The sequence below is a fragment of the Pseudomonas sp. FSL W7-0098 genome (assembly GCF_005930585.1).
GTDB classification, from domain to species: Bacteria; Pseudomonadota; Gammaproteobacteria; order Pseudomonadales; family Pseudomonadaceae; genus Aquipseudomonas; species Aquipseudomonas bubulae.
Genome location: NZ_RXHW01000018.1, coordinates 1 through 26,071, shown reverse-complemented (window position 1 = coordinate 26,071; position 26,071 = coordinate 1). Strand labels below are relative to the sequence as shown.

21 protein-coding genes and 4 tRNA genes are annotated in these 26,071 nt (G+C 57.5%); 21 read left to right on the top strand and 4 right to left on the bottom strand.

Annotated features, from left to right (window positions below):
- Positions 1–252: 252 nt before the first annotated feature.
- The 6 genes from FHL07_RS23240 (at position 253) to prpD (ending at position 8,743) form a co-directional block, all read left to right on the top strand.
- The gene (locus FHL07_RS23240; protein ID WP_095003169.1) at positions 253–975 is read left to right on the top strand and encodes a GntR family transcriptional regulator; all 723 of its coding nucleotides are present in this window, start codon (positions 253–255) and stop codon (positions 973–975) included.
- Positions 972–1,859 carry a methylisocitrate lyase gene (gene prpB, locus FHL07_RS23235; RefSeq protein WP_019827683.1) on the top strand — a complete coding sequence of 296 codons (888 nt, stop codon included), beginning with the start codon at positions 972–974 and terminating at the stop codon, positions 1,857–1,859. Before FHL07_RS23240 ends, prpB begins: the two co-directional genes overlap by 4 nt.
- Before the next feature lie 165 nt (positions 1,860–2,024).
- Positions 2,025–3,152, top strand: coding sequence for a bifunctional 2-methylcitrate synthase/citrate synthase (gene prpC, locus FHL07_RS23230; protein WP_095019621.1), 1,128 nt, complete (start codon positions 2,025–2,027; stop codon positions 3,150–3,152).
- Positions 3,153–3,227: 75 nt separating this feature from the next.
- Entirely contained in the window at positions 3,228–5,819 is a 2,592-nt protein-coding gene (gene acnD / locus FHL07_RS23225) for a Fe/S-dependent 2-methylisocitrate dehydratase AcnD (RefSeq protein WP_095003114.1), read from the top strand.
- A 47-nt stretch (positions 5,820–5,866) separates the two neighbouring features.
- Positions 5,867–7,057 carry a 2-methylaconitate cis-trans isomerase PrpF gene (prpF, locus tag FHL07_RS23220; protein ID WP_095019622.1) on the top strand — a complete coding sequence of 397 codons (1,191 nt, stop codon included), beginning with the start codon at positions 5,867–5,869 and terminating at the stop codon, positions 7,055–7,057.
- Positions 7,058–7,258: 201 nt separating this feature from the next.
- Positions 7,259–8,743: a 2-methylcitrate dehydratase gene (gene prpD, locus FHL07_RS23215; protein WP_138738956.1), complete on the top strand. Its 1,485-nt coding sequence runs from the start codon at positions 7,259–7,261 to the stop codon at positions 8,741–8,743.
- 89 nt (positions 8,744–8,832) lie between these two features.
- Here the strand turns inward: prpD and ppsR are convergent, their stop codons facing one another.
- Positions 8,833–9,651, bottom strand: coding sequence for a posphoenolpyruvate synthetase regulatory kinase/phosphorylase PpsR (gene ppsR / locus FHL07_RS23210; protein WP_016779906.1), 819 nt, complete (start codon positions 9,649–9,651; stop codon positions 8,833–8,835).
- 177 nt (positions 9,652–9,828) lie between these two features.
- Between ppsR and ppsA the strand changes: the two genes are divergently transcribed.
- The 9 genes from ppsA (at position 9,829) to FHL07_RS23160 (ending at position 19,067) form a co-directional block, all read left to right on the top strand.
- Positions 9,829–12,204, top strand: coding sequence for a phosphoenolpyruvate synthase (gene ppsA / locus FHL07_RS23200; RefSeq protein ID WP_095003117.1), 2,376 nt, complete (start codon positions 9,829–9,831; stop codon positions 12,202–12,204).
- 104 nt (positions 12,205–12,308) lie between these two features.
- Complete coding sequence (locus FHL07_RS23195) at positions 12,309–13,268, top strand: alpha/beta fold hydrolase (RefSeq protein WP_138738955.1); 960 nt, start codon at positions 12,309–12,311, stop codon at positions 13,266–13,268.
- Positions 13,269–13,513: 245 nt separating this feature from the next.
- A complete protein-coding gene (rraA, locus tag FHL07_RS23190) occupies positions 13,514–14,005 on the top strand; it encodes a ribonuclease E activity regulator RraA (protein ID WP_095003119.1) in 492 nt (163 codons plus the stop codon).
- Between the two features lie 24 nt (positions 14,006–14,029).
- Positions 14,030–15,025: a CorA family divalent cation transporter gene (locus FHL07_RS23185; RefSeq protein WP_095003120.1), complete on the top strand. Its 996-nt coding sequence runs from the start codon at positions 14,030–14,032 to the stop codon at positions 15,023–15,025.
- A 62-nt stretch (positions 15,026–15,087) separates the two neighbouring features.
- Complete coding sequence (locus FHL07_RS23180) at positions 15,088–15,333, top strand: CrfX protein (RefSeq protein ID WP_095003121.1); 246 nt, start codon at positions 15,088–15,090, stop codon at positions 15,331–15,333.
- Positions 15,334–15,335: 2 nt separating this feature from the next.
- Positions 15,336–16,160, top strand: coding sequence for a mechanosensitive ion channel family protein (locus FHL07_RS23175; RefSeq protein WP_095003122.1), 825 nt, complete (start codon positions 15,336–15,338; stop codon positions 16,158–16,160).
- A gap of 91 nt (positions 16,161–16,251) precedes the next feature.
- On the top strand, positions 16,252–16,842 hold the full coding sequence (gene sigX, locus FHL07_RS23170; protein ID WP_029611289.1) for an RNA polymerase sigma factor SigX: 591 nt from the start codon (positions 16,252–16,254) through the stop codon (positions 16,840–16,842).
- A 106-nt stretch (positions 16,843–16,948) separates the two neighbouring features.
- Positions 16,949–17,923: an OmpA family protein gene (locus tag FHL07_RS23165; RefSeq protein ID WP_095003123.1), complete on the top strand. Its 975-nt coding sequence runs from the start codon at positions 16,949–16,951 to the stop codon at positions 17,921–17,923.
- A gap of 121 nt (positions 17,924–18,044) precedes the next feature.
- A complete protein-coding gene (locus FHL07_RS23160; RefSeq protein WP_095003124.1) occupies positions 18,045–19,067 on the top strand; it encodes a quinone-dependent dihydroorotate dehydrogenase in 1,023 nt (340 codons plus the stop codon).
- Between the two features lie 117 nt (positions 19,068–19,184).
- On the opposite strand, the gene rmf is transcribed toward FHL07_RS23160, so the two are convergent.
- The gene (rmf, locus tag FHL07_RS23155; RefSeq protein ID WP_095003125.1) at positions 19,185–19,400 is read right to left on the bottom strand and encodes a ribosome modulation factor; all 216 of its coding nucleotides are present in this window, start codon (positions 19,398–19,400) and stop codon (positions 19,185–19,187) included.
- 540 nt (positions 19,401–19,940) lie between these two features.
- Here rmf and rlmKL point away from each other — a divergent pair.
- Positions 19,941–22,211, top strand: a complete 2,271-nt coding sequence (rlmKL, locus tag FHL07_RS23145; RefSeq protein ID WP_138738954.1) for a bifunctional 23S rRNA (guanine(2069)-N(7))-methyltransferase RlmK/23S rRNA (guanine(2445)-N(2))-methyltransferase RlmL — start codon at positions 19,941–19,943, stop codon at positions 22,209–22,211.
- Between the two features lie 190 nt (positions 22,212–22,401).
- Here rlmKL and dacB read toward each other — a convergent pair whose 3' ends face one another.
- A complete protein-coding gene (dacB, locus tag FHL07_RS23140; RefSeq protein ID WP_095003128.1) occupies positions 22,402–23,868 on the bottom strand; it encodes a D-alanyl-D-alanine carboxypeptidase/D-alanyl-D-alanine endopeptidase in 1,467 nt (488 codons plus the stop codon).
- Between the two features lie 233 nt (positions 23,869–24,101).
- On the opposite strand from dacB, the gene FHL07_RS23135 reads away from it, so the two are divergent.
- On the top strand, positions 24,102–24,446 hold the full coding sequence (locus tag FHL07_RS23135) for a YggL family protein (RefSeq protein ID WP_138738953.1): 345 nt from the start codon (positions 24,102–24,104) through the stop codon (positions 24,444–24,446).
- A 118-nt stretch (positions 24,447–24,564) separates the two neighbouring features.
- Here FHL07_RS23135 and FHL07_RS23130 read toward each other — a convergent pair whose 3' ends face one another.
- On the bottom strand, positions 24,565–25,323 hold the full coding sequence (locus tag FHL07_RS23130) for a hypothetical protein (RefSeq protein WP_095003130.1): 759 nt from the start codon (positions 25,321–25,323) through the stop codon (positions 24,565–24,567).
- A gap of 331 nt (positions 25,324–25,654) precedes the next feature.
- Here FHL07_RS23130 and FHL07_RS23125 point away from each other — a divergent pair.
- The 4 genes from FHL07_RS23125 (at position 25,655) to FHL07_RS23110 (ending at position 26,066) form a co-directional block, all read left to right on the top strand.
- Positions 25,655–25,730 (top strand) — tRNA-Glu (locus FHL07_RS23125).
- A 2-nt stretch (positions 25,731–25,732) separates the two neighbouring features.
- A tRNA-Gly gene (locus tag FHL07_RS23120) sits at positions 25,733–25,808 on the top strand.
- 101 nt (positions 25,809–25,909) lie between these two features.
- Positions 25,910–25,985: transfer RNA gene (locus FHL07_RS23115), tRNA-Glu, on the top strand.
- Positions 25,986–25,990: 5 nt separating this feature from the next.
- Positions 25,991–26,066 (top strand) — tRNA-Gly (locus FHL07_RS23110).
- Positions 26,067–26,071 lie beyond the last annotated feature (5 nt).

The following is a 26,071-nucleotide window of genomic DNA, read 5'->3' as shown; positions in this document are numbered from 1 at the left end:
AGTTCAAGGCGACTGGCAGGAGCGCAAGTTTCCTCGTGCGGCTGCCCTATGGATGAGGGCAGGGCGGATGCGGTCGGCATTCTAACATGATGGTTTTATGGCGCCAGCGCCGAGGCGCTTGCAAGCGGCGATCAACCCTGTCGATACAACCAAGGTCGTATTCTTGGATTGTCGACAATGTCGATTTATTCTTTGACTATCAGGGCTGAAATAGCTAATTTCAGCGCTATTGATTTTCAAGGTGTCGACAATATGCTGCAAGCACTGGAGCCTGCCACGATCGCCCAGGACGACTCGGAAACCCTTTCCGAGAACGTTTTTCGGCGCATTCAGGCGGCTATTGTCAAAGGCGAAATCGCCCCGGGAAGCAAGATCTCCGAGCCCGAACTGGCGCGCACCTACGGTATCAGCCGCGGGCCATTGCGCGAAGCCATCCATCGCCTTGAAGGCCAGCGTTTGTTGGTGCGCGTCCCCCATGTCGGGGCGCGGGTCGTGTCGCTGAGCCATGCCGAGCTGATCGAACTCTACGAAATTCGCGAGTCCCTGGAAGGCATGGCCTGCCGCCTGGCCGCCGAACGCATGAGTGACGAAGACATCGCCGAGCTACGCCAGGTGCTCGAAACCCATGAGCGCGATGAGGCGTTTCAGGCGGGCGTCGGTTACTACCAGCAAGAAGGCGACTTCGATTTTCATTACAAAATTATTCAGGGCAGTGGCAATCGCACCCTGACGCAAATGCTCTGTGGCGAGTTGTACCAGTTGGTGCGCATGTACCGCATCCAGTTTTCCGCCACGCCCAACCGCCCACATCAGGCGTTTGCCGAGCATCACCGGATTCTCGATGCCATTGCCGATCGCGACGGCGAACTGGCCGAATTGTTGATGCGCCGACATATCGGCGCATCGAAACGCAATATTGCCCGTCATTACCAAGACGGTGCCCAGCAGACAGCCACTCCACGAGGTGAGTCATGAGCAATAAGAACAGTCCAGGCCAGCGTTTCCGTGATGCAGTTGCAAGCGAACATCCTTTGCAAGTGGTGGGTGCGATCAACGCCAATCATGCGCTGCTGGCCAAGCGTGCGGGTTTCAAGGCCATCTATCTATCGGGTGGAGGCGTCGCAGCCGGGTCGCTGGGCGTACCTGATCTGGGTATTACGGGTCTGGACGATGTACTGACTGATGTACGACGCATTACCGATGTATGTGATCTGCCATTGCTGGTGGACGTGGATACCGGCTTCGGCTCTTCGTTTTTCAACGTGTCCCGCACGGTCAAGTCGATGATCAAGTTCGGCGCTGCGGCGATTCACATTGAAGACCAGGTAGGCGCCAAGCGTTGCGGTCATCGCCCGAACAAGGAAATCGTTTCGCTGCAGGAAATGGTCGACCGTATCAAGGCCGCCGTCGATGCGCGTACCGATGACAGCTTCGTGATCATGGCGCGAACCGATGCGCTGGCGGTGGAAGGGCTTGAGTCAGCCCTGGAACGTGCCGCGGCCTGTGTTGAAGCGGGTGCTGACATGGTGTTCCCGGAAGCCATTACCGAGCTTGAGATGTACAAACTGTTTGCCAACCGGGTCAAAGCCCCGATCCTGGCCAATATCACCGAATTCGGTGCCACGCCGCTGTACACCACCGAGCAACTGGCCGGTGCTGACGTATCGCTGGTGCTGTATCCGCTGTCGGCATTCCGGGCCATGAACAAGGCGGCCGAAAACGTCTACACCGCGATCCGCCGCGACGGCACCCAGCAAAACGTGATCGACACCATGCAAACCCGCATGGAACTTTACGATGCCATCAACTACCACGAGTTCGAGCAGAAGCTCGATGCGTTGTTTGCCGCGAAGAAGTAACAGAACACTGTGACTCTGTGGGCGCGGGCTTGCTCGCGATAGGGTCACCGCAGTGATTCAGGCAAACCGTGTTGCCTGAATCGCGAGCAGGCTCGCTCCCACACAGGTATGTATTGAACCCAGTAGTTGCCGAATCCCTAACAAATTCAAGATTGGAGAAGCGCAATGGCCGAAGCAAAAGTATTGAGTGGTGCCGGACTACGCGGCCAGGTGGCCGGGCAAACGGCCCTGTCCACCGTAGGCCAGGAAGGCGCAGGCCTCACTTATCGTGGTTATGACGTACGTGAACTGGCGGCCGAAGCACGCTTTGAAGAAGTGGCTTACCTGCTGTTATATGGCGAACTGCCTACCAGGACCCAACTGGCTGCCTACACGGCCAAGCTGCAAAAGCTGCGCGATCTGCCCCAGGCATTGAAAGAAGTGCTGGAGCGCATTCCCGCCGACGCCCACCCGATGGACGTGATGCGCACCGGTTGCTCGTTCCTGGGCAATATCGAGCCGGAGAAAGACTTCGCCGAGCAACAGGACAAGACCGACCGCCTGCTGGCCGCCTTCCCGGCGATCATGTGCTACTGGTATCGCTTCAGCCATGACGGCAAGCGCATTCACTGCGTAACCGACGAAGAGTCGATCGGCGGCCACTTCCTGCACTTGCTGCACGACAAAAAACCGAGCGAGTTGCACGTCAAGGTGATGAACGTGTCACTGATCCTTTACGCCGAGCACGAGTTCAACGCTTCGACCTTTACTGCCCGTGTTTGTGCCTCGACCTTGTCCGACCTGTATTCATGCATCACTGCAGCGATCGGCTCGCTGCGCGGCCCGCTGCACGGCGGCGCCAACGAGGCGGCGATGGAAATGATCGAACGCTTCGGCTCGGCAGAAGAGGCGGTGCAAGGCACCCTCGGCATGCTGGCGCGCAAGGACAAGATCATGGGCTTCGGCCATGCGATCTACAAAGACAGCGACCCGCGTAACGAAGTGATCAAGGGCTGGTCGAAAAAACTCGCCGACGAAGTGGGCGACACCGTGTTGTTCCCGGTCTCCGAAGCGATCGACAAAACCATGTGGGAACAAAAGAAGCTGTTCCCCAACGCCGATTTCTACCATGCCTCGGCGTATCACTTCATGGGTATCCCGACCAAGCTGTTTACCCCGATCTTTGTCTGCTCACGCCTGACCGGCTGGGCGGCGCATGTGTTCGAGCAGCGTGCCAACAACCGCATCATCCGTCCGAGCGCCGAATACATCGGCGTAGAACAGCGCAAGTTCGTGCCAATCGAACGTCGCTGAGTGAGGCCACTGGCTCCCGCTGAAGGTGGGAGCCGGTTCCCTCTTTTGTAACTACCGTGATCGAGTCCTGCGCCAATGAATACTGAATTTCGCAAAACATTACCGGGCACCCGGCTGGATTATTTCGACACCCGTGCGGCCGTCGATGCGATCAAGCCCGGTGCGTACGACACATTGCCTTACACCTCCCGCGTACTGGCCGAAAACCTGGTACGCCGCTGTGATCCTGCCACCCTGAATGCATCGCTGAGCCAGTTGATCGATCGCAAGCGCGATCTTGACTTTCCGTGGTTCCCGGCGCGTGTGGTGTGCCACGACATTCTCGGCCAGACCGCGCTGGTCGACCTCGCCGGCCTGCGTGACGCCATCGCCCAGCAGGGTGGTGACCCGGCCCAGGTCAATCCGGTAGTGCCGACCCAACTGATCGTCGACCACTCGCTGGCGGTGGAATGCGGCGGCTACGACCCCGAGGCATTTGAAAAGAACCGCGCCATCGAGGACCGTCGCAACGAAGACCGCTTCCACTTTATCGAGTGGACCAAAAAAGCCTTTAAAAACGTTGATGTGATCCCGCCGGGCAACGGCATCATGCACCAGATCAATCTGGAGAAAATGTCTCCGGTGATCCAGGTGCGCGACGGTGTGGCCTTCCCTGATACCTGCGTAGGCACTGACAGCCACACCCCTCACGTGGATTCGCTGGGCGTGATCGCCATTGGTGTCGGTGGTCTTGAGGCCGAAAGCGTGATGCTGGGCCGTGCCTCGTGGATGCGCCTGCCGGAAATCGTCGGCGTCGAACTGACCGGCAAGCTGCAACCGGGCATTACCGCCACCGATATGGTGCTGGCGCTCACCGAGTTCCTGCGCAAGCAGAAAGTGGTCGGTGCCTGGCTCGAGTTCTTCGGTGAAGGTGCCGCAGCGCTGACCCTGGGCGACCGTGCCACCATTTCCAACATGGCTCCTGAATACGGCGCCACGGCTGCGATGTTTTACATCGACCAGCAAACCATTGACTACCTCAAGCTGACTGGTCGTGAAGATCAGCAAGTGCAACTGGTGGAGAACTACGCCAGGGTCAGCGGCCTGTGGGCCGACAGCCTGAAGGGTGCGCAGTACGAGCGCAGCCTGAGCTTTGACCTGTCGTCGGTAGTGCGCAACATGGCCGGACCGAGCAACCCCCACGCCCGTGTGGCCACCACTGATCTGGCGGCCAAAGGCATCGCCGGTCAATGGGACGAAGTGCCGGGGCAAATGCCCGACGGCGCGGTCATCATCGCGGCGATCACCAGCTGCACGAATACCAGCAACCCGCGCAACGTGATCGCTGCGGGCTTGATGGCGCGCAATGCCAACCAGCTTGGCCTGAGCCGCAAACCGTGGGTCAAAACCTCGCTGGCGCCGGGCTCCAAAACCGTGGCCCTGTATCTGGACGAAGCCGGTTTGACCCATGAACTGGAAAAACTGGGGTTTGGCGTGGTGGCATTTGCCTGCACCACCTGCAACGGTATGTCCGGTGCCCTGGACCCGGCCATCCAGCAGGAAATCATCGACCGCGACCTGTACGCCACGGCTGTACTGTCGGGCAACCGCAACTTTGACGGGCGTATTCACCCTTACGCCAAACAGGCGTTTCTCGCCTCGCCGCCGCTGGTGGTGGCCTACGCGATTGCCGGCACTATCCGCTTCGATATCGAGAAAGATGTATTGGGCCTGGACGCCAATGGCAAGGAAATCCGCCTGAAAGACATCTGGCCGAGCGATGAAGAAATCGACGCCGTGGTCAAGGCCGCCGTGAAGCCGGAGCAGTTCCGCCAGGTGTATATCCCGATGTTCGCCATTCATGAAGATACCGGCCCGAAAGTCGAGCCGCTGTATGACTGGCGCCCGCAGAGCACGTACATCCGCCGTCCGCCGTACTGGGAAGGTGCGTTGGCCGGGGCTCGTCCGCTCAAGGGTATGCGCCCGCTGGCGGTACTGCCGGACAACATCACCACAGACCACTTGTCGCCCTCCAACGCCATCATGCTCGACAGCGCCGCAGGCGAATATCTGGCGAAAATGGGCTTGCCGGAAGTCGACTTCAACTCATACGCAACGCACCGCGGCGACCACCTGACGGCCCAGCGCGCGACCTTCGCCAATCCGAAACTGTTCAACGAAATGGTGATCGAGGACGGCAAGGTCAAACAGGGCTCCCTGACTCGCCTTGAGCCCGAAGGGCAGGTGATGCGCATGTGGGAAGCCATCGAAACCTACATGGAACGCAAGCAGCCGTTGATCATTATCGCGGGTGCCGATTACGGTCAGGGTTCGTCCCGTGACTGGGCGGCCAAAGGGGTGCGCCTGGCAGGGGTCGAGGCCATTGCAGCCGAGGGCTTTGAGCGTATTCACCGTACCAACCTGGTGGGCATGGGCGTGTTGCCACTGGAATTTTTGCCGGGCACCAACCGCAAAACCCTGCAAATCGACGGCAGTGAAACCTACGACGTGATCGGCGAACGCACCCCGCGTGCCACGCTGACCCTGGTGATCACCCGCAAAAATGGTGAGCGCTTGGAAGTGCCGGTGACCTGCCGCCTGGATACTGCGGAAGAAGTCTCGATCTACGAAGCAGGCGGCGTGTTGCAGCGTTTTGCCCAGGACTTCCTGGAATCGGCGACAGCCTAACCCCAGCGCCGGGGCCACGAGCCCCGGCTACTACAGGACTCAGTAATATGGCCTACGCAGCGCAAATCAGAATTCCCGCGACCTATATGCGTGGCGGCACCAGTAAAGGCGTGTTCTTCAGTCTGCTGGACCTTCCCGCCGTGGCTCAGGTACCGGGTGCCGCCCGTGATGCCTTGTTGTTGCGCGTGATCGGTAGCCCAGACCCTTACGAAAAACAGATCGACGGCATGGGCGCGGCCACTTCCAGCACCAGCAAAACCGTGATCGTCAGCAAAAGCCTGCGTGCGGATCATGATGTCGATTACCTGTTCGGTCAGGTCGCGATCGACAAGCCCTTTGTGGACTGGAGCGGCAACTGCGGCAACCTGTCTGCGGCGGTCGGGTCGTTTGCGGTCAGCAGCGGCCTGGTGGATACCGCTCGTATCCCCCGCAATGGTACGGCGGTGGTACGTATCTGGCAGGCCAATATTGGCAAGACCATCATTGCCCATGTGCCGATCACCGACGGTGCGGTACAGGAAACCGGCGATTTTGAACTCGACGGCGTGACCTTCCCGGCCGCAGAAGTGCAGTTGGAATTTATCAGCCCGGCAGCGGATGAAGAGGGGGCAGGCGGTTCGATGTTTCCAACCGGTAACCTGGTGGACGACCTTGAAGTACCGGGTGTCGGCACCTTGAATGTGACCATGATCAATGCCGGGATTCCGACGATTTTCGTCAATGCGCGGGATATCGGTTACAGCGGTGCAGAGCTACAGAACGACATCAACAGCGACCCGAAAGCCCTGGCCATGTTCGAAACTATCCGTGCTCACGGTGCGTTGCGCATGGGCCTGATAGACAAGCTTGAAGACGCGGCCAAGCGTCAGCACACGCCCAAGGTCGCCTTTGTTGCCGGGCCTGCGGACTACGTGTCATCCAGCGGCAAGCCGGTCAGTGCTCAGAGTGTGGATTTGCTGGTGCGGGCCTTGTCGATGGGCAAGTTGCACCACGCCATGATGGGCACCGCTGCGGTGGCCATCGGTACGGCTGCGGCGATCCCGGGCACGCTGGTCAACCTGGCGGCCGGTGGTGAACAGCGCGATGCCGTGCGCTTTGGCCATCCCTCGGGCACCTTGCGCGTGGGTGCCGAAGCCCGGCAGGTTGACGGCGAATGGACCGTGACCAAAGCCATCATGAGCCGCAGTGCGCGGGTACTGATGGAAGGCTGGGTGCGGGTGCCGGGTGATTCTTTTTGATCGGGTGAACCCTTTGCCCTCACCCCAACCCTCTCACAGAGGGAGAGGGAGCTGCTTTTGCCTTTAGTCCCCTCTCCCTTCGGGAGAGGGCCAGGGTGAGGGGCTTTTGATTCTGATACATCAAACGGGCATTTAGACCCGCAAAATCACGATGAACCTGAGGATGGACACGACCCTTACCCACTCTTTGGAGACTGCCCCATGAGCGCCAACGTCGACCTCAACAACCGCCCCGATTACGACAAGGTTTTGCAGGACATTGCCGATTATGTCCTGTCCTACACCATCACCTCCCCCGAAGCCCTCGATACTGCCCGCAACTGCCTGATGGATACCTTGGGCTGCGGCCTGCTGGCGCTGCGTTTTCCGGAGTGCACCAAGCACCTGGGGCCTTTCGTCGAGGGCACGGTTGTACCTTTTGGCGCGAGGGTCCCAGGTACTTCGTTTCGCCTGGACCCGGTCAAGGCGGCATGGGACATCGGCTGTATCGTGCGCTGGCTGGACTACAACGACACCTGGCTGGCGGCGGAGTGGGGCCATCCTTCAGATAATCTGGGCGGTATTCTGGCGGTAGCCGATCACCTGTCGCAAAAACGTGTAGCCAATGGCGAAGCGCCGATGACGATGCGGGCGGTGCTCGAAGCAATGATCATGGCCCATGAGATTCAGGGCGTGATTGCCCTGGAAAACTCTTTCAATCGTGTTGGCCTGGACCATGTTCTGCTGGTCAAGGTCGCCTCGACGGCGGTGTGCGCCAAACTGATGGGCGCCACTCGCGAGCAGTTGCTGTCGGCGCTGTCCCATGCTTTTGTGGATGGGCAGGCGTTGCGCACCTATCGTCATGCGCCGAACGCCGGATCGCGTAAATCCTGGGCCGCCGGGGATGCGTCGAGTCGCGGGGTGCGTCTGGCTGACATTGCGTTACGCGGTGAAATGGGCATCCCCGGGGTGCTGACTGCGCCGCAATGGGGCTTCTACGATGTGCTGTTCAGTCATACCAACAAGGATCTGGCGCTCAAGCCCGAGGACCAGCGCCAGTTCAGCCTGAGCCAGCCCTATGGCACCTATGTAATGGAAAACGTGCTGTTCAAGATCAGCTTCCCGGCCGAATTCCATGCGCAGACTGCGTGTGAAGCAGCGGTGACCTTGCATCCCCAGGTCAAGGACCGCTTGCACGATATCGAGAAAATCGTGATTACAACCCACGAATCGGCGATTCGGATCATTTCCAAGCAAGGCAAATTGGCCAACGCGGCGGACCGTGATCACTGTATTCAATACATGACCGCGGTACCGCTGGCGTTTGGCAATCTGATAGCAGAACACTACGAAGATGATTTTCACGCGGCCCACCCGATCATCGACCAATTGCGGGAAAAAATGGTAGTGGTCGAAAATCCGCGCTACACACGCGAGTACCTGGAGGCAGACAAACGCTCAATTGCCAATGCCATCGAGGTTTTTTTCAGCGATGGCACCAGCACCGGGCAGGTGGAAGTGGAATACCCCATTGGCCATCGTCGGCGTCGTGATGCGGGGATTCCATTGCTGGAGGACAAGTTCAGGGCCAACCTGGCCACCCGTTTTGTGAGCCAGCGGTGTGCGCAGATTTTTACCCTGTGCAAGGATCAGCAGGCGCTGGAGGCCACGCCGGTTAACCGGTTTGTGGACCTGTTGGTGATTTGAGCCAGAAGTGGGAGCGAGCCTGCTCGCGAAAGGGCTTTACCGGCTTCGCGAGCAGGCTCGCTCCCACAGGTTTCATGTGTTCAGGGCTGTTATTTGAACCGCCGCTCCACGCCTTTTTCGACCAGGATCTTGGCCGATATTTCTTCCACCGAGAAATGCGTGGAGTTGATATGCGGAATGTTTTCGCGCTGAAACAGGCGTTCAACTTCGCGCACTTCAAATTCGCACTGGGCAAAGCTTGAGTAGCGGCTGTTGGGCTTGCGTTCGTTGCGGATGGCCGTCAGGCGGTCCGGGTCGATGGTCAGGCCGAAGAGCTTGTGTTTGTGTTCACGCAGGGCAGCCGGCAGCTTGAGGCTTTCCATGTCGTCATCGGTCAGCGGGTAGTTGGCAGCGCGGATGCCGAATTGCATGGCCATATAAAGGCAGGTCGGGGTTTTGCCGCAACGGGACACGCCAACCAGGATCAGGTCGGCCTTGTCGTACTTGTGTGTGCGGGCGCCGTCATCATTGTCGAGGGCAAAGTTCACCGCCTCGATACGCTCCATATAGTTGGAGTTGTGACCAATGGAGTGGGATTTGCCCACCGAGTACGAGGAGTGTTCGCCCAGCGCCTGCTCCAGCGGAGCCAGGAAGCTGGAGAAGATGTCGATCATGAAACCGTTGGACGTGGCGAGGATTTCGCGAATGTCCTGATTGACGATAGTGTCGAAAATTATCGGGCTGAATCCGTCTTTTTCGGCGGCGTTATCGATTTGTTGTACCATTGCCCGCGCTTTTTCCACGCTGTCTATGTAGGGGCGCGTGAACTTGCTGAAGGTCACATTTTCGAATTGTGCCAGCAAACTCTGGCCCAGGGTTTCGGCAGTAATACCGGTGCCATCGGATATAAAGAAAGCAGATCGTTTCATTTGCGCCTTGGGCCTTAAGCTGGTGACGATTCTTGGATATGATAGGCGCGCTTTTGTCGCGCTACATGACAGGCAGTGTCACTTATTTTCCAGGTCCAGGCCACAATCGCTGTGATGCCTCATGATGAGGGTCCAGCGCCCTGAGCTTTTCCCAACACCGTTAGTGGAGAGATCACCTTGGTAGAGTACGTAGTTTCCCTCGATAAGCTCGGCGCCCATGACGTGGAGCATGTGGGGGGCAAGAACGCATCCCTCGGCGAGATGATCAGTAATCTTGCAGGCGCTGGTGTTTCAGTTCCCGGTGGCTTCGCCACGACTTCTCAGGCATATCGTGATTTTCTCGAACTGAGTGGTTTGAACGACCAGATCCACGCTGCGCTGGATGCGCTCGATGTAGATGACGTCAATGCCCTGGCCAAAACCGGTGCCCAGATCCGTCAATGGATCATGGAAGCCGAGTTCCCGGAGAAGCTTAACGCCGAAATTCGTACCGCCTTTGCCGCTTTGTCCCAGGGCAACCCTGACATGGCCGTTGCCGTGCGCTCCTCGGCCACCGCCGAAGACTTGCCGGACGCGTCCTTTGCCGGTCAGCAAGAAACCTTCCTGAATATCCGTGGCGTTGAAAACGTCATTCGTGCGGCCAAGGAAGTATTTGCCTCCCTGTTCAACGACCGCGCTATTTCTTACCGCGTGCATCAGGGCTTTGACCACAAACTGGTCGCCCTGTCTGCAGGCGTACAGCGCATGGTGCGCTCCGAAACCGGCACCGCGGGCGTGATGTTTACCCTGGACACTGAATCAGGCTTCCGTGATGTAGTGTTTATCACCGGCGCCTACGGCCTGGGTGAGACCGTCGTGCAAGGTGCGGTAAACCCGGACGAATTCTACGTTCACAAACAAACCCTGGAAGCGGGTCGCCCGGCTATTTTGCGCCGCAACCTGGGCAGCAAAGCCATCAAGATGATCTACGGTGACGAAGCCAAGGCCGGCAAGTCGGTCAAGGTGATCGACGTTGAAAAAGCCGACCGTGCACGCTTCTGCCTGACCGATGCTGAAGTCAGCGAGCTGGCCAAGCAGGCGATGATCATCGAAAAGCACTACAAGTGCCCGATGGACATCGAGTGGGCCAAAGACGGTGATGACGGCAAGCTGTACATCGTTCAGGCGCGCCCTGAAACCGTGAAAAGCCGCAGCGCCGGCAATGTCATGGAACGCTACCTGCTCAAGGAAACCGGTACGGTACTGGCTGAAGGCCGTGCCATTGGCCAGCGCATCGGCGCAGGCAAGGTACGCATCATCAAGGACGTGTCGGAAATGGACAAAGTCCAGCCAGGCGACGTTCTGGTCTCGGACATGACCGACCCGGACTGGGAACCCGTGATGAAGCGCGCCAGCGCCATCGTCACCAACCGCGGCGGTCGTACCTGTCATGCGGCGATCATCGCTCGCGAGCTGGGTATCCCGGCCGTGGTGGGTTGCGGCAACGCCACCCAGCTGTTGAAAGACGGCCAGGGCGTTACCGTTTCGTGCGCTGAAGGCGATACCGGGTTTATCTTTGAAGGCGAACTGGGCTTCGATATCAAGAAGAACTCCGTGGACGCCATGCCGGACCTGCCGTTCAAGATCATGATGAACGTCGGCAACCCGGACCGTGCCTTTGACTTCGCGCAATTGCCGAACGCCGGTGTGGGCCTGGCCCGTCTGGAGTTCATTATCAACCGCATGATCGGTGTACACCCCAAAGCCCTGCTGAACTACGATGGCCTGCCACAGGAAATCAAGGACAGCGTCGACAAGCGCATCGCCGGCTACAACGATCCGGTGGGCTTCTACGTCGAAAAACTGGTTGAAGGCATCAGCACCCTGGCCGCCGCTTTTGCACCGAAAAAAGTCATCGTGCGCCTGTCGGACTTCAAGTCCAACGAATACGCCAACCTGATCGGCGGCAAGCTGTACGAGCCTGAGGAAGAGAACCCGATGCTGGGCTTCCGCGGTGCTTCGCGTTACATCAGTGAAAACTTCCGCGACTGCTTCGAGCTTGAATGCCGTGCGCTCAAGCGTGTGCGTAACGAAATGGGCTTTACCAACGTTGAAATCATGGTGCCGTTCGTCCGTACCCTGGGTGAAGCGAGCCAGGTGATAGATCTGCTGGCGGAAAACGGCCTCAAGCGTGGTGAAAACGGTCTGCGCGTGATCATGATGTGCGAACTGCCTTCCAACGCGATCCTGGCTGAAGAGTTCCTGGAGTTCTTCGACGGGTTCTCCATCGGCTCCAACGACCTGACTCAGCTGACCCTGGGTCTGGACCGCGACTCCGGTGTCATTGCGCACCTGTTTGATGAGCGCAACCCGGCGGTTAAAAAGCTGCTGTCCAACGCCATTCAGGCGTGCAACAAGGCTGGCAAGTACATCGGTATTTGCGGCCAGGGCCCGTCCGATCACCCGGATCTGGCGCTATGGCTGATGGAGCAGGGTATCGAAAGTGTTTCCCTGAACCCGGACACCGTTCTGGAAACCTGGTTCTTCCTTGCAGAGGGTCAGGCGCAGGCTTGAGTCGTTGAGCGTGGAGCAGGGCAGCCAAAGGGCTGCCCTGCTCTTTATAGGCAGTGGTAGGGCGAGTTCCTGTGTGAAATCGCCCTTTTTTGTGCAAGAGCATTATGCAAAGCAGCAGTCTCCTTTTTCCCGTTGCCCTGATCAGCGCTGAGCGTCGGGGCGATCTGAGCGAAGACGTTTATCGCTTGAAACCGGCCAACAGCCCGGATATTTCCGTTGAGCTGGTGGTGACCCGCCTGGGGATGGCCGACGACAGCCAGGTACGCGGCGTGCCGGTCATCCTGTTGCATGGCAGTTTTTCCAATCGGCGTTTTTGGTACTCGCCCAAGGGGGTAGGGCTAGGGGCGTTTTTGGCGCGTGCCGGGTTTGATGTGTGGCTGCCCGAAATGCGTGGCCATGGTCTTTCGTCACGAAATATTAGCTGGGCTAAAAATCGCGTGGCGGACTATGCCCGCTACGACTTGCCAGCCATAGCGGCATTTGTTCGCGAGCAAAGCGGGCAAGTTCCGCACTGGCTCGGCCATTCTCAGGGTGCCATCAGTTTGGCCGCGGCCTTGGGGGGCAAGTATCTGAGTGAACCGGATGTGGCGTCGGCGGCGTTTTTTGGCTGCCAGATCAATCGCCGTTACTGGTCACTGAAAATTCCTCCGATTGAGTGGGGTGCCTATCTGTTGTTGAAGCGCTTCAAGCAACTGTCGGGGACGCGACTCAAGCGTGGCCCGGAAGACGAGCCGGTCAGCATCGCCCTGGAAACCCTGCGCTGGAATGGTTTTATGGGGCGTTTCAAGGACGCCGAGCGCGACTGGTGGGCCGGTTTGGCCGAGGTTCAGGCCCCGGCACTGGTGGTGGCAGCGGTGGGTGATCGGCAAACGCCGGAGTGGGCGTGTCGCAAGCTGTTCGACCAGTTGGGCTCAGAACAGCGCAAGTTCGTGTCCCTTGGCCGTGAGCATGGCTTCAGCTCTGATTACAGTCACGTTGAAATGCTGGTCAGCCAGGCTGCGCAGCAGGAAGTGTGGCCATTGGTGCGTGATTGGCTGCTAAAAGGCACGACGAAATCGTTGTAGATACTCTGTTGCAGGTCAAGCTCCCACAGTTGCAGTGTTTCTGCAGCTGCCTCGTTCATACGGCAGCTGCTGCGGATGGCGTGTGACCCGATACCGCAAGGTGGTCATAACGTGTTCTTTTATGTGATATTGGTTGCCGCTCGAGGCTTGGACGACTTTTAAAGCCGGGCTTGTCCAAAGCGTCTATAACCCATAGTGCTATCGTTGTTTTCACTGTTGTGCCCACCCTGAACAGGAGCTTTCCCGTGAATCACTACATCACCCCCGATCTGTGCGATGCCTACCCTGAGCTGGTGCAGGTACTTGAGCCCATGTTCAGCAATTTCGGCGGGCGCGACTCCTTTGGCGGCGAGATCGTGACCATCAAGTGCTTCGAGGACAACTCGCGGGTCAAGGAACAGGCTGAACTCAGCGGTGCAGGCAAAGTGCTGGTGGTCGATGGGGGCGGTTCCCTGCGTCATGCCTTGCTGGGCGACATGATTGCAGACAGGGCGGCCAAAAATGGCTGGGAAGGTATTGTTATTTACGGCTGCATTCGCGACGTCGATGTGCTCGCGCAAACCGATCTCGGCGTGCAGGCGTTGGCCAGTCATCCGCTCAAGAGCAACCGTCGCGGTGTGGGCGATGTCAACGTGCCCGTGACGTTTGCGGGTGTCACGTTCCGCCCCGGTGAATTCATTTATGCCGACAATAATGGCGTTATCATTTCGCCAACCGCTCTGAAAATGCCGGGCTAAACGCATTACCACTAAGGATCACGGATGTTCGAGGAAGAAAACGCTCAATGGGGGCTGGTGCATGCGCTGGTGCTGGATGGTGAAGGCGGCGCACGTTCGATTGCGCGCACCGAGCTGAACGACCTTCAGTTGCAGGCCCACGAAAGCCTCTGGCTGCATTGGGATCGCAGTCATCCGCAAACCCAGAGCTGGCTGCGTGATTCCAGTGGCTTGAGTGATTTCAACTGTGATCTGCTGCTTGAAGAAAATACCCGTCCGCGCCTGGTGCCTGCCCCCAACAATGAGCTGCTGCTGTTTATGCGCGGGGTCAACCTGAACCCCGGCGCAGAGCCTGAAGACATGGTTTCACTGCGTATTTTCGGCAGTGCGCAGCGCTTGATCTCATTGCGCATGCGACCATTGCGGGCCACCGATGAGTTGCTCAATGAGTTTTCCCAGGGTGAAGGCCCGAAAAATCCCTCTGAATTGATCCTGTACCTGGCCCAGCACCTGACATTGAAGGTGCAGGACTTGATCGGCGAACTGTCAGAAATCGTCGATGACGAAGAAGATAAAATAGATGCCGACGAACGGTACACACCTGATCACAACAGCCTCCTGCAGGTTCGTCGAAGGGCAGCCGCCTTGCGTCGATTCCTGGCACCTCAGCGGGATATTTTCGGTCAGCTTACGCGTATCAAATTACCCTGGTTCAGTGCCGATGATGCCGACTACTGGAACGAACTGAACAACAGCCTGACCCGCTATCTGGAGGAGCTCGAACTGACCCGCGAGCGCGTGGGGCTGGTGCTCGAGTCTGAAGACCGGCGTTTGAACGTGCGTATGAGCCGCATCATGTATCGCTTTGGCGTGCTGACGGGGATCTTTCTGCCGATCACCTTTATTACCGGTTTGCTGGGTATCAATGTGGGGGGCGTACCGTTCTCCGATGACTCTTATGGCTTTGCCATAACCTGCGGCGTGATGCTGGTTATCGGGGCGGGGCAATGGTGGTTTTACCGTCGTTTGCAGTGGCTGTGACCGGGTGAATGTGACCCCGGCAAATGTCCCTTCGTCTTTTACTGACTTACCGAGAGGTGCTTATGCACGATCCGTTTGAACAGTCCTTACGTGAAATGCTCAAGGCCGAGCCGTCCAACCGGGATGACGATGCGTGCCTGGGTCGCGTGCTGAAAACCGCCAACCGACAGGTCGGTGCGGGAGACCTTTTCAGCCTGCTGGGCCGCTGGATGCAAGCACTGATGATTGCTTTGAATAGCGGTTCGGCTCATATTGCGCCCGTTTCGCGACGCAAATCTGCTGCTCGCCCTGTTGATAAGGCTGATTGAACATGGAATTGAATGTCTGGACCCAAAGCCTGGTCGCGGCAATGACTGCCTTGTGGACCAAGATTGCCAACTTTATTCCCAACCTCTTCGGCGCGTTGGTGGTAGTACTGCTGGGCTTCGTGGTTGCCAAACTGCTCGACGCCTTACTGTCCAAACTGCTCGCCAAGTTGGGCCTTGATCGCCTGATGGGCGGTACGGGCTTGACCAAGATTCTGGCCCGGGTCGGCATTCAGGTGCCCATTTCGACGCTGATTGGCAAAATCGTCTACTGGTTTGTGCTGCTGGTATTCCTGGTTTCTGCAGCGCAGTCTCTGGGCCTGGATCGCGTGTCATCCGCGCTGGATCTGTTGACGGTGTATCTGCCCAAGGTCTTTGGTGCGCTGCTGGTTCTGCTGGCAGGCGTGTTGCTGGCCCAGGTGCTCAACGGCCTGGTGCGTGGTGCTGCCGAGAGCGTGGGCTTCGATTATGCCGGCGGGCTGGGCAGGGTGACCCAGGGGCTGGTCATCATCATCAGCATCTCCGTGGCTATCAGCCAGCTGGAGGTCAAGACCGACCTGCTAAACCATGTGATTGTTATTGTGTTGATTACCGTTGGTCTGGCTATTGCACTGGCAATGGGGCTTGGCAGCCGGGAAATCGCCGGGCAAATACTGGCCGGGATCTATGTGCGTGAGCTGTATCAGGTTGGTCAGGAAGTGCGGATTGGCGAGGTTGAAGGGCAGATCGAAGAAATTGGCACGGTTAAAACCACGTTGCTGACCGATGAGGGTGAGCTAGTCTCCATCTCGAACCGGATCTTGCTGGAGCAGCACGTAACCAGCCGCTAACACGGCAAACCCTGCTAATGTACGCCGCCGCAAAAAAGCCAAGATTGACTGGTTGCGGCGGACATTGACCTGACTGTTGGCACAACTCGTTTTGAATAAAGCACAATCGCTATCCATGCGCTATGACCCCCGCGAGCTCTCTGATGAGGAGCTGGTGGCGCGCTCGCATGATGAGTTGTTTCACGTCACACGTGCCTATGAAGAGCTGATGCGGCGCTATCAGCGTACTTTGTTCAACGTTTGTTCAAGGTATTTAGGGAACGATAGGGACGCTGATGATGTCTGTCAGGAAGTCATGCTGAAAGTGCTGTACGGTTTGAAAAATTTTGAAGGTAAGTCGAAATTCAAGACATGGCTGTATAGCATCACCTACAACGAGTGCATTACACAGTATCGAAAGGAACGGCGAAAGCGTCGCTTGATGGACGCATTAAGTATTGACCCCCTCGAGGAAGCGTCCGAAGAAAAGGCGCCGAAACCTGAGGAAAAGGGCGGACTTGATCGCTGGCTGGTGCATGTAAATCCGATTGATCGTGAGATTCTTGTGCTGCGTTTTGTCGCAGAACTGGAATTTCAGGAAATCGCGGACATAATGCATATGGGTTTGAGTGCGACAAAGATGCGTTACAAGCGTGCTCTAGATAAATTGCGTGAGAAATTTGCAGGCATTGCTGAAACTTAGTTCAGCGCAAATGGCTCTACGTGTAGGCAAGGTCTGATAGACTTGCTGCCGAGTTGTCCCCCGGTATGAGGGACTGCTTTACAATCACCAGATGGGGATTTAACGGATGAAACTGAAAAACACCTTGGGCATTGCCATTGGTTCCTTTGTAGCCGCAACTTCGTTCGGTGCCCTGGCACAAGGCCAAGGCGCGGTCGAGGGTGAACTGTTCTACAAAAAACAGTACAACGACAGCGTCAAGCACGTAGAAGACGGTTACAACCCAGGCGCATCGATCGGTTACTTCCTGACCGACGACGTTTCGTTGAACCTGACCTACGACAAAACCAACCACACCCGTTCGAATGACGGCACTGGCCACCAGAAAATCAAAGGCGACAACTTTGGTCTGAACGCTCAGTACCACTTCGGCACCGTAGGCGACGCTCTGCGTCCATACGTTTCCGGCGGTGTTGCTCACAAGAGCATGACCAACGTTGAGGCTGACGGCCACAGCGGTCGCGACAAGTCGACTTTCCTGACTGCAGGCGCTGGTGTTAAGTGGTACATCACTGACAACCTGTTCGCCCGTGCTGGCGTTGAAGCTGACTACAAACTGGACAACGGCAAGTGGGACTACGCTCCTACCGTTGGTCTGGGTGTGAACTTCGGCGGTAACGGCGGTAAAGTCGCTCCTGCTCCAGTTCCAGCTCCAGCACCAGTTGAGCCAGAACCAGAAGCTCCGATCGCTGAAGTTGTTCGCGTTGAACTTGACGTGAAATTCGACTTCGACAAGTCGGTTGTTAAATCGCAGTACATGCCTGACATCAACAACGTTGCTGATTTCATGAAGCAGTACCCTGCGACCACCACTACTGTTGCTGGTTACACTGACAGCATCGGTCCAGACGCCTACAACCAGAAACTGTCGCAGCGTCGTGCTGACGCTGTTCGTGCAGCCCTGGTTAACCAAGGTGTTGCAGCCAACCGCGTAGACGCAGTTGGCCACGGCGAAGCCAACCCAGTTGCAAGCAACGCAACTGAAGAAGGCCGTGCCCTGAACCGTCGCGTAGAAGCTACCGTTCAAGCAGAAGCTAAGTAATTTTTAGCTAGGCTGTTCAGAAAAACCCGGCTCAGGCCGGGTTTTTCTTTGCCTGTGATTTAGTGAAGCGCGCAGCTATAATCGCGCTCTCTTCAAGCAACCCTTTGAGTCCTATCAGCCCATGTATAACCTGGCCCGCCAGTTGCTCTTCAAACTCTCCCCTGAAACCTCCCACGACCTGTCCCTGGACTTGATCGGCGCAGGTGGCCGTCTCGGGCTTAACGGTTTGTTGTGCAAGGCGCCGGCAAGGCTGCCAGTGACGGTGATGGGGCTGGACTTCCCTAACCCGGTCGGCCTGGCCGCAGGTCTGGACAAAAATGGTGCGGCCATTGATGGCTTTGCACAACTGGGTTTTGGCTTCGTTGAGATCGGCACCGTGACGCCGCGACCTCAGCCGGGCAATCCCAAACCCCGTATTTTCCGACTGCCTGAAGCGCAAGCGATCATCAACCGCATGGGGTTCAACAACCTTGGCGTCGATCACCTGCTTGCACGGGTTCAGGCAGCCAGGTACAGCGGTATCCTGGGTATCAACATTGGCAAGAACTTCGACACGCCGGTTGAGCGAGCGGTCGATGATTACCTGATTTGCCTGGACAAGGTGTATGAGCACGCCAGCTACGTGACTGTAAACGTCAGCTCGCCTAACACGCCGGGTTTGCGCAGCCTGCAATTCGGTGATTCGCTCAAGCAATTGCTCGAGGCCCTGCAGCTGCGTCAGAACGAGCTGACTCAGCGCCACGGCAAGCGCGTACCGCTGGCGATCAAGATCGCTCCTGACATGACAGACGAAGAAACCGTGCTTGTGGCTCAGGCGCTGCTTGAGACGGGTATGGACGCAGTGATTGCCACCAACACCACGCTGAGTCGTACAGGTGTTGAAGGTATGGAGCATGGCGACGAGGCGGGTGGTCTGTCTGGAGCACCGGTTCGTGAGAAAAGCACTCACACGGTGTCAGTACTGGCCGGTGAGCTGGCAGGTCGTATGCCGATCATTGCTGCGGGCGGGATTACCGAGGGCAAACACGCAGCTGAAAAAATCACTGCGGGTGCGAGCCTGGTGCAGATTTATTCGGGCTTTATCTACAAGGGTCCGGCCTTGATTCGCGAGTCGGTTGACGCCATATCTGCCTTGGCGCGCTGATTGGCAGGCAATAAAAAGGGCTCCCCTAAGGAGCCCTTGGGCCGTAGCCCGCCGCCTGGAAAGGGCGGCAAGGTTGAGTCAGTACAGCTTCGAGGTGATGTCGGATTTTGCCCGGAGTTAGCCGACGGCGTGAAGTTCGTTGAGTCTGTGGATGCCCGCAGTGCCTGTCATACCGTCCCAGTTGTCGCCGCGTCCTTCACGCCAGCCGTTAATCCAGGCTTGGCGTACCGACGGTAGAGTAAAAGGGCAAAGCTCGCGGGATTTTCCGTTAACACCGTATTGATATCCGCGAAGGAACGCTTTTTCCAACGGATCACGCTTAAGTCTTCTCATAGGGTATTGCCCTCACTTGTTGACTGTTTATTTAGCGTCGGCCTTCCAGAGGCCGGGGCAGAGTGTTCTGCCGTTGGTGTGCTCGCTGCCGGCGTGGCGAGCATTTTGTCAGGGCCTGTGCGGCCGTAACCTGAGTTGAGTTCTAACCAATGCGCCAAGGCGTGTGAATGATCGTTTTGTCATAAGGACGTAACGATAATGGTGTTAAGGCCATAAGTAAGGTCGCTTTTTGACCACCGAATACGACCAAAGCCTGATAGGCCGAGTGTTTGCAAAGAGGATGCGTTTCATTCCCCCTCGCGAATACCCGCCTCTTTTGCTGGGGGACTATTCGACGAAGGGTCTGTATATGACCTGTTGTTTCCAGATGAATGACCTGCCTCGGCGTCTAAACTGTTCATGCCTGCGGGCATGAGTGATCGCCTCGGTGGAACGGCACAGTTTCGTGCCACGCGAGCGCTCTTCAAGAAAAGCGCTTGATTGAAAACGGAGCGGGCGATGCGTCGCCTTCTCGCTGATAGCTAATAGCCCAGGAATCCCATGTCGGATCGTTACGAACTCTTCCTTACCTGTCCCAAAGGCCTTGAAGGCCTGCTTCTCGAAGAGGCCACCGGCCTTGGTCTTGAGGAAGCCCGCGAGCACACCTCGGCCATTCGAGGCATGGCTACCATGGAGACGGCCTACCGCCTGTGCCTGTGGTCGCGCCTTGCCAACCGTGTGTTGCTGGTACTCAAGCGCTTCCCGATGAAGGACGCCGAAGACCTGTACCACGGTGTGCTGGACGTTGACTGGCAAGACCATATGGTGCCGGATGGCACCCTGGCCGTTGAGTTCAGCGGTCACGGCTCGGGTATCGACAACACCCACTTTGGTGCGCTGAAGGTAAAAGACGCCATCGTCGACAAGCTGCGCACGCCAAGCGGTGAGCGTCCTTCCATCGACAAGATCAGCCCCGACATGCGCATTCACCTGCGCCTGGACCGTGGCGAAGCCATTCTGTCGCTGGATCTGTCAGGCAGCAGCCTGCACCAGCGCGGCTACCGCCTGCAGCAGGGTGCTGCTCCGCTGAAGGAAAACCTCGCGGCGGCCATCCTGATCCGTGCGGGCTGGCCACGTATGGCCGCCGAAGGTGCTGCTCTGGCTGACCCGATGTGTGGTGTAGGTACGTTCCTTGTCGAAGGCGCGATGATCGCCGCCGATATGGCGCCAAACCTCAATCGTATTCACTGGGGTTTCGATGCCTGGCTGGGTCATATACCGGCCATCTGGAAAAAACTTCACGACGAAGCCACCGAGCGTGCCGAAATCGGCATGGCCAAGCCACCGCTGTGGATTCGTGGCTATGAAGCCGATCCGCGCCTGATCCAGCCAGCGCGCAATAACATCGAGCGCGCGGGCCTGAGCCACTGGATCAAGATTTATCAGGGCGAAGTGGCGACCTTCGAGCCGCGCCCGGACCAGAACCAGAAAGGCCTGGTAATCTGCAACCCGCCGTACGGCGAGCGTCTGGGTGATGAGGCGAGCTTGCTTTATCTCTACCAGAACCTCGGCGAGCGTCTGCGCCAGGCCTGCTTGAACTGGGAGGCCGCGGTGTTTACCGGTGCTCCGGATCTGGGCAAGCGTATGGGCATCCGTAGCCACAAGCAGTATTCGTTCTGGAACGGCGCCTTGCCGTGCAAGCTGTTGTTGATCAAGGTGGTGCCGGATCAGTTCGTTACCGGCGAGCGCCGTACCCCCGAGCAGCGTCAGGCTGAGCGCGAACAGGCTGAGTCCGATCTGCCTTCCAACATCGAAGCGCCAACCAAGTACGAGAAGTTCAACAAGAACGGTAACCCGATCAAACCGGCTCCGGTGGTGATCGAGCAGCCGCGCTTGAGCGAAGGCGGGCAGATGTTTGCCAACCGACTGCAAAAGAACCTCAAGGCGCTGGGCAAGTGGGTCAGGCGCGAAGGTATCGACTGCTACCGTGTCTACGATGCCGACATGCCTGAATATGCGATGGCGATCGATCTGTACCACGACTGGGTTCACGTCCAGGAATACGTGGCACCGAAATCCATTGATCCGGTAAAAGCCTCGGAACGCATGTTCGATGCATTGGCGGCCATCCCACAGGCGTTGAACATCGACAAGAGCCGGGTAATCGTCAAGCGTCGCGAGCGTCAGAGCGGTACCAAGCAGTACGAGCGTCAAAGTGCCCAGGGCAAGTTCACCGAGGTCAATGAAGGCGGCGTGAAGCTGCTGGTCAACCTTACGGACTATCTGGACACGGGTCTGTTCCTGGACCATCGCCCGATGCGCATGCGTATCCAGAAAGAGGCTGCCGGCAAACGCTTCCTCAACCTGTATTGCTACACCGCAACTGCCAGCGTACACGCAGCCAAGGGCGGCGCGCGCAGCACCACCAGCGTTGACCTGTCGAAAACCTATCTGGACTGGGCGCGTCGCAACCTGTCCCTGAACGGTTTTTCGGACAAGAACCGTCTGGAGCAGAGCGATGTGATGGTGTGGCTGGATGCCTGTCGTGAAGAGTACGACCTGATTTTTATCGATCCGCCGACCTTCTCCAACTCCAAGCGCATGGAAGGCATCTTCGATGTGCAGCGCGACCACGTGCAATTGCTGGATCTGGCCATGGCCCGTCTGGCGCCGGGTGGCGTGCTGTATTTCTCCAACAACTTCCGCAAATTCATCCTCGATGAAAATCTGGAAGCGCGTTACGCGGTCGAAGAAATCACTGCCAGCACCATCGATCCGGACTTTGCCCGCAACAGCAAAATCCACCGTGCCTGGAAAATCATGGCCCGGTAATAGCGGCTGAGTACTGGCCTGCCTGCTTCTTGCAGGGGTGGGCCTGTAGTGGGAGCGAGCCTGCTCGCGATGGCATCACCGCAGTTTTGCGCCTGAGCGGGTCGCCTGCTTCGCGAGCAGGCTCGCTCCCACAATGAAAAACGCCCCTGATCGCACGATCAGGGGCGTTTTTTATTGCCCGGGCAACGCCTTACTGCGCGATGGATACCGCGCTATTCGGGATTTGCGGCTGACGATACAGGTCGAGCAGAACCTGATCCAGAATCGCCGAAGCGCCCCACGGACGAGGGTCGTTAAGGATGGCCACCACTGCCCAGGTATTGCCGTTGCTGTCGCGACTAAAGCCGGAAATGGCCCGCACGGTGTTCAGGGTGCCGGTCTTGATATGGGCCTGGCCGTTCATGGCCGTGGTTTTCAGGCGCTTGCGCATGGTGCCGTCTTTGCCGGCAATGGGCATGGAACTGATGAACTCGGCAGCGTAGGGGCTTTTCCAGGCAGCCTGTAGCATTTGCGCCATTTCCCGCGCGCTGACGCGCTCTGCACGGGACAGGCCGGAACCGTTCTCCATGATCAAATGGGGTGCGGTAATGCCTTTTTTCGCCAGCCATTGGCGTACTACGCGCTGTGCGGCCTTGGCGTCGTCGCCGTCAGCATCGTTGCGGAACTGCGCGCCCAGGCTCAGGAACAGTTGCTGGGCCATGGTGTTGTTGCTGTATTTGTTGATGTCACGAATGATTTCGGCCAGGTCTGGCGAGAACGCGCGTGCCAGCAGCTTGGCATTTTTGGGTACGCTGGCCTGGCGGTCCTGGCCTTGAATGCTGCCACCCAGCTCTTTCCAGATAGCGCGTACGGCGCCAGCAGTGTAGGTCGCGTGGTCCAGCAGGGACAGATAGGTCTGCGAGTTGCAGCCATCGGCCAGTTGCCCGCTGACGGTGACCAGTACCGAGCCGTCGGCTTGCGGTACCGGGTTGTAGCGCACGTCGCCGGTGCATTGCTTGGTGTTGACGGCCTTGACCTGGTTGTCGATCTTGATGCTGGCAATTGGTGGTTCGACCGAAATCAGAACCTTGCCCCCATCGTTGCGCGCCACGAAACGCAGGGCCTTGAGGTTGACCATCAGCGAGTCGGGCTTGACCAGGAACGGTTTGTTCTTGTCATTGCCGTCGTCGTTGAATACCGGCAGTTGCGGCTGATTGAAGAAGTTGCGATCGAGTACCAGGTCGCCGGTGATCTGTTGCACACCATTGGCGCGCAGATCGCGCATCAACAGCCAGAGTTTTTCCATGTTGAGCTTGGGGTCGCCGCCGCCCTTGAGGTACAGGTTGCCTTGCAAAATGCCATTGTTCAGCGTGCCATCAGTGTAGAACTCGGTTTTCCATTGATGGGTCGGGCCAAGCATTTCCAGGGCGGCGTAGGTGGTCACCAGTTTCATGGTGGAGGCCGGGTTCATGGATACATCGGCGTTGTAGACAGTGGGAATGCCAGGGCCGCTTAGCGGCAGCAGAACCAGGGACAGGGCGTCGTCGCCCAGTTTGTTGGTCTTGAGCGCTTGCTGAACTTTTGGTGTGAGGGTGGTATTGACAGGGGCGGCGTTGGCGCCGAAGGCCAGTGGCAGAAAAAAGCTGGCGAGAAACAGTGGCCGTAAAGATTTGATCATATTAAGTAAAACCCTGCAGGCGAGGGGGGGAAATACGAGGGCATGATGAAAAGTTCCCTCAATGGTCATAAAAGTATTGGCATTATGCCCCAAGGTTGTCGGGGTTGTGCATCCACCTGTTACAGGGTTTCGCGGATAAAGTATAGAAAACGATGAACCGTTCACACGGAACCGGGCGCCGGGCGGCCGAAGCTGCTAAAGTGCCGCCCGTTATTACTTAAGAGGATTGTTCAATGGCTACTAATCGTTCCCAGCGTCTGCGCAAAAAACTGTGCGTTGATGAATTTCAGGAGTTGGGTTTTGAGCTGAACCTGGATTTCAAAGAAGACCTGTCGGAAGAGGCTATCGATGCATTCCTGGCAGCTTTCCTGGCAGAAGCCATGGAAGCTAACGGTTTGGGTTATGTTGGCGGCGACGACTACGGTCTGGTTTGCCTGCAGAAGCGCGGTTCGGTCAGCGAAGAGCAGCGTGCTGCTGTTGAAGCCTGGCTCAAAGCGCGTCCAGAGCTGACCACCGTTGAAGTTAGCCCGCTGTTGGACGTGTGGTACCCGGAAAAGCCAATCAATCCGGTAGTCTGACGTCAAATATAAAGGCAGCCCAAGGGCTGCCTTTATATGTTTTACCCCTCTGGCCCGTCCTGGGCTTTACATCGCATTCCCTGGTTCCTCCGACAGCTGCACAGGTGGCATGTGTCTGTCAGTCGTAAATCGACTTCTTCTTCCAGTCGGCATCGGCCTCGTCTGTCTTCAAACCTTCAGTCAGCTCGTTGACTTCACCCGTGGTCGGCTCAAGTGCGCTCTGCACTTGTGCGTTGGCGCGTGCCAGTTGTGCTTCGAAATCCTTGATCTGGGCGTTGTACATGGCGGGTACCGGCTGTTTGCGCAAGTACTGCACGGCACGTTCGAAAGCCAGGCGCGCCTGTGCGGGCTGATTTTTCTGCAGGGCCAGCTTGCCCAGATTGTTGAAGAACTCGATATGCAACACCACCAGCAAGTGGCGAATTTCCGTGAGCCACTGCTTGGCTTCGTTGGTCGGCAAAAAACCGTCCTTGGCCGCACGGGTGATTTGCCCGTGGAGTGTTTCAAGCAAAAAACGTACGTCCTTGGCTTTGGCTTCGGTCAGCACCGGGTTGGGCGGGTTGTTGACAGGAATTGACTCGCCCTTGGCAATCAGGCCGCCGAGCTCGGTCACTTGTGCCTTTAATGCCGCGCTGGATTTATCCAGGAGCAACAGGCGCTGTGTCGCATTGAGCTCAAGGCGGGTAAGCAGCAGTTTGAGGGCGGGAGACATCAACTGGCCGGGGAAGGTCTCGTTGACCTCGCTGCAACGACGGATGCGGTCGTTAAGCTCGACCTTGAGGCGGGCTTTCTCCAGTTTGTTGTTTTCCACTATATGGTTGATGTAGACGATGGCAATCAACAGTGCGATCCCGACGACGACAAGCAGGGCGATCATGGTGGGCGTCAACGTTAAAACCTCTTGTGGGTGTAGATGCGCTGTCTCGGTGAAGTCGCAGTGCCTGGCTAGGACGGGGGTGAGGATCGACTGGGCAGCAAACTGCCATCACTGAGGTCCGGCAATCATAACTCCTTGTAGGGTGCCGGAATATAGGCGCCAAGAGCTTGCCTCGAGACTCTGTAGGAAAACGCCTTAATAGGGGGGAAGTCATTGATTTCAATATATTTTCATATTGGGGTTGACGACCTTCCAATCCATCCCTAGAATGCGCGCCAATTGCAGCGTAAAGCGAACAGCCAAACGCATGTAACCAGTGAAGTTGTAGTGTGTCCCCTTCGTCTAGTGGCCTAGGACACCGCCCTTTCACGGCGGTAACAGGGGTTCGAGTCCCCTAGGGGACGCCATTGCGGGAATAGCTCAGTTGGTAGAGCACGACCTTGCCAAGGTCGGGGTCGCGAGTTCGAGTCTCGTTTCCCGCTCCATTTTTAAGCAGCTTTGCTTTCGGGCGAAGTTGAGTGAAAGCCAAGAGACTAACGTTTGTTAGTGATCTGGCACTGAAATGTACGTGTGCATTTCGGGCAACGTCCCCTTCGTCTAGTGGCCTAGGACACCGCCCTTTCACGGCGGTAACAGGGGTTCGAGTCCCCTAGGGGACGCCATTATTGCGGGAATAGCTCAGTTGGTAGAGCACGACCTTGCCAAGGTCGGGGTCGCGAGTTCGAGTCTCGTTTCCCGCTCCATTTTT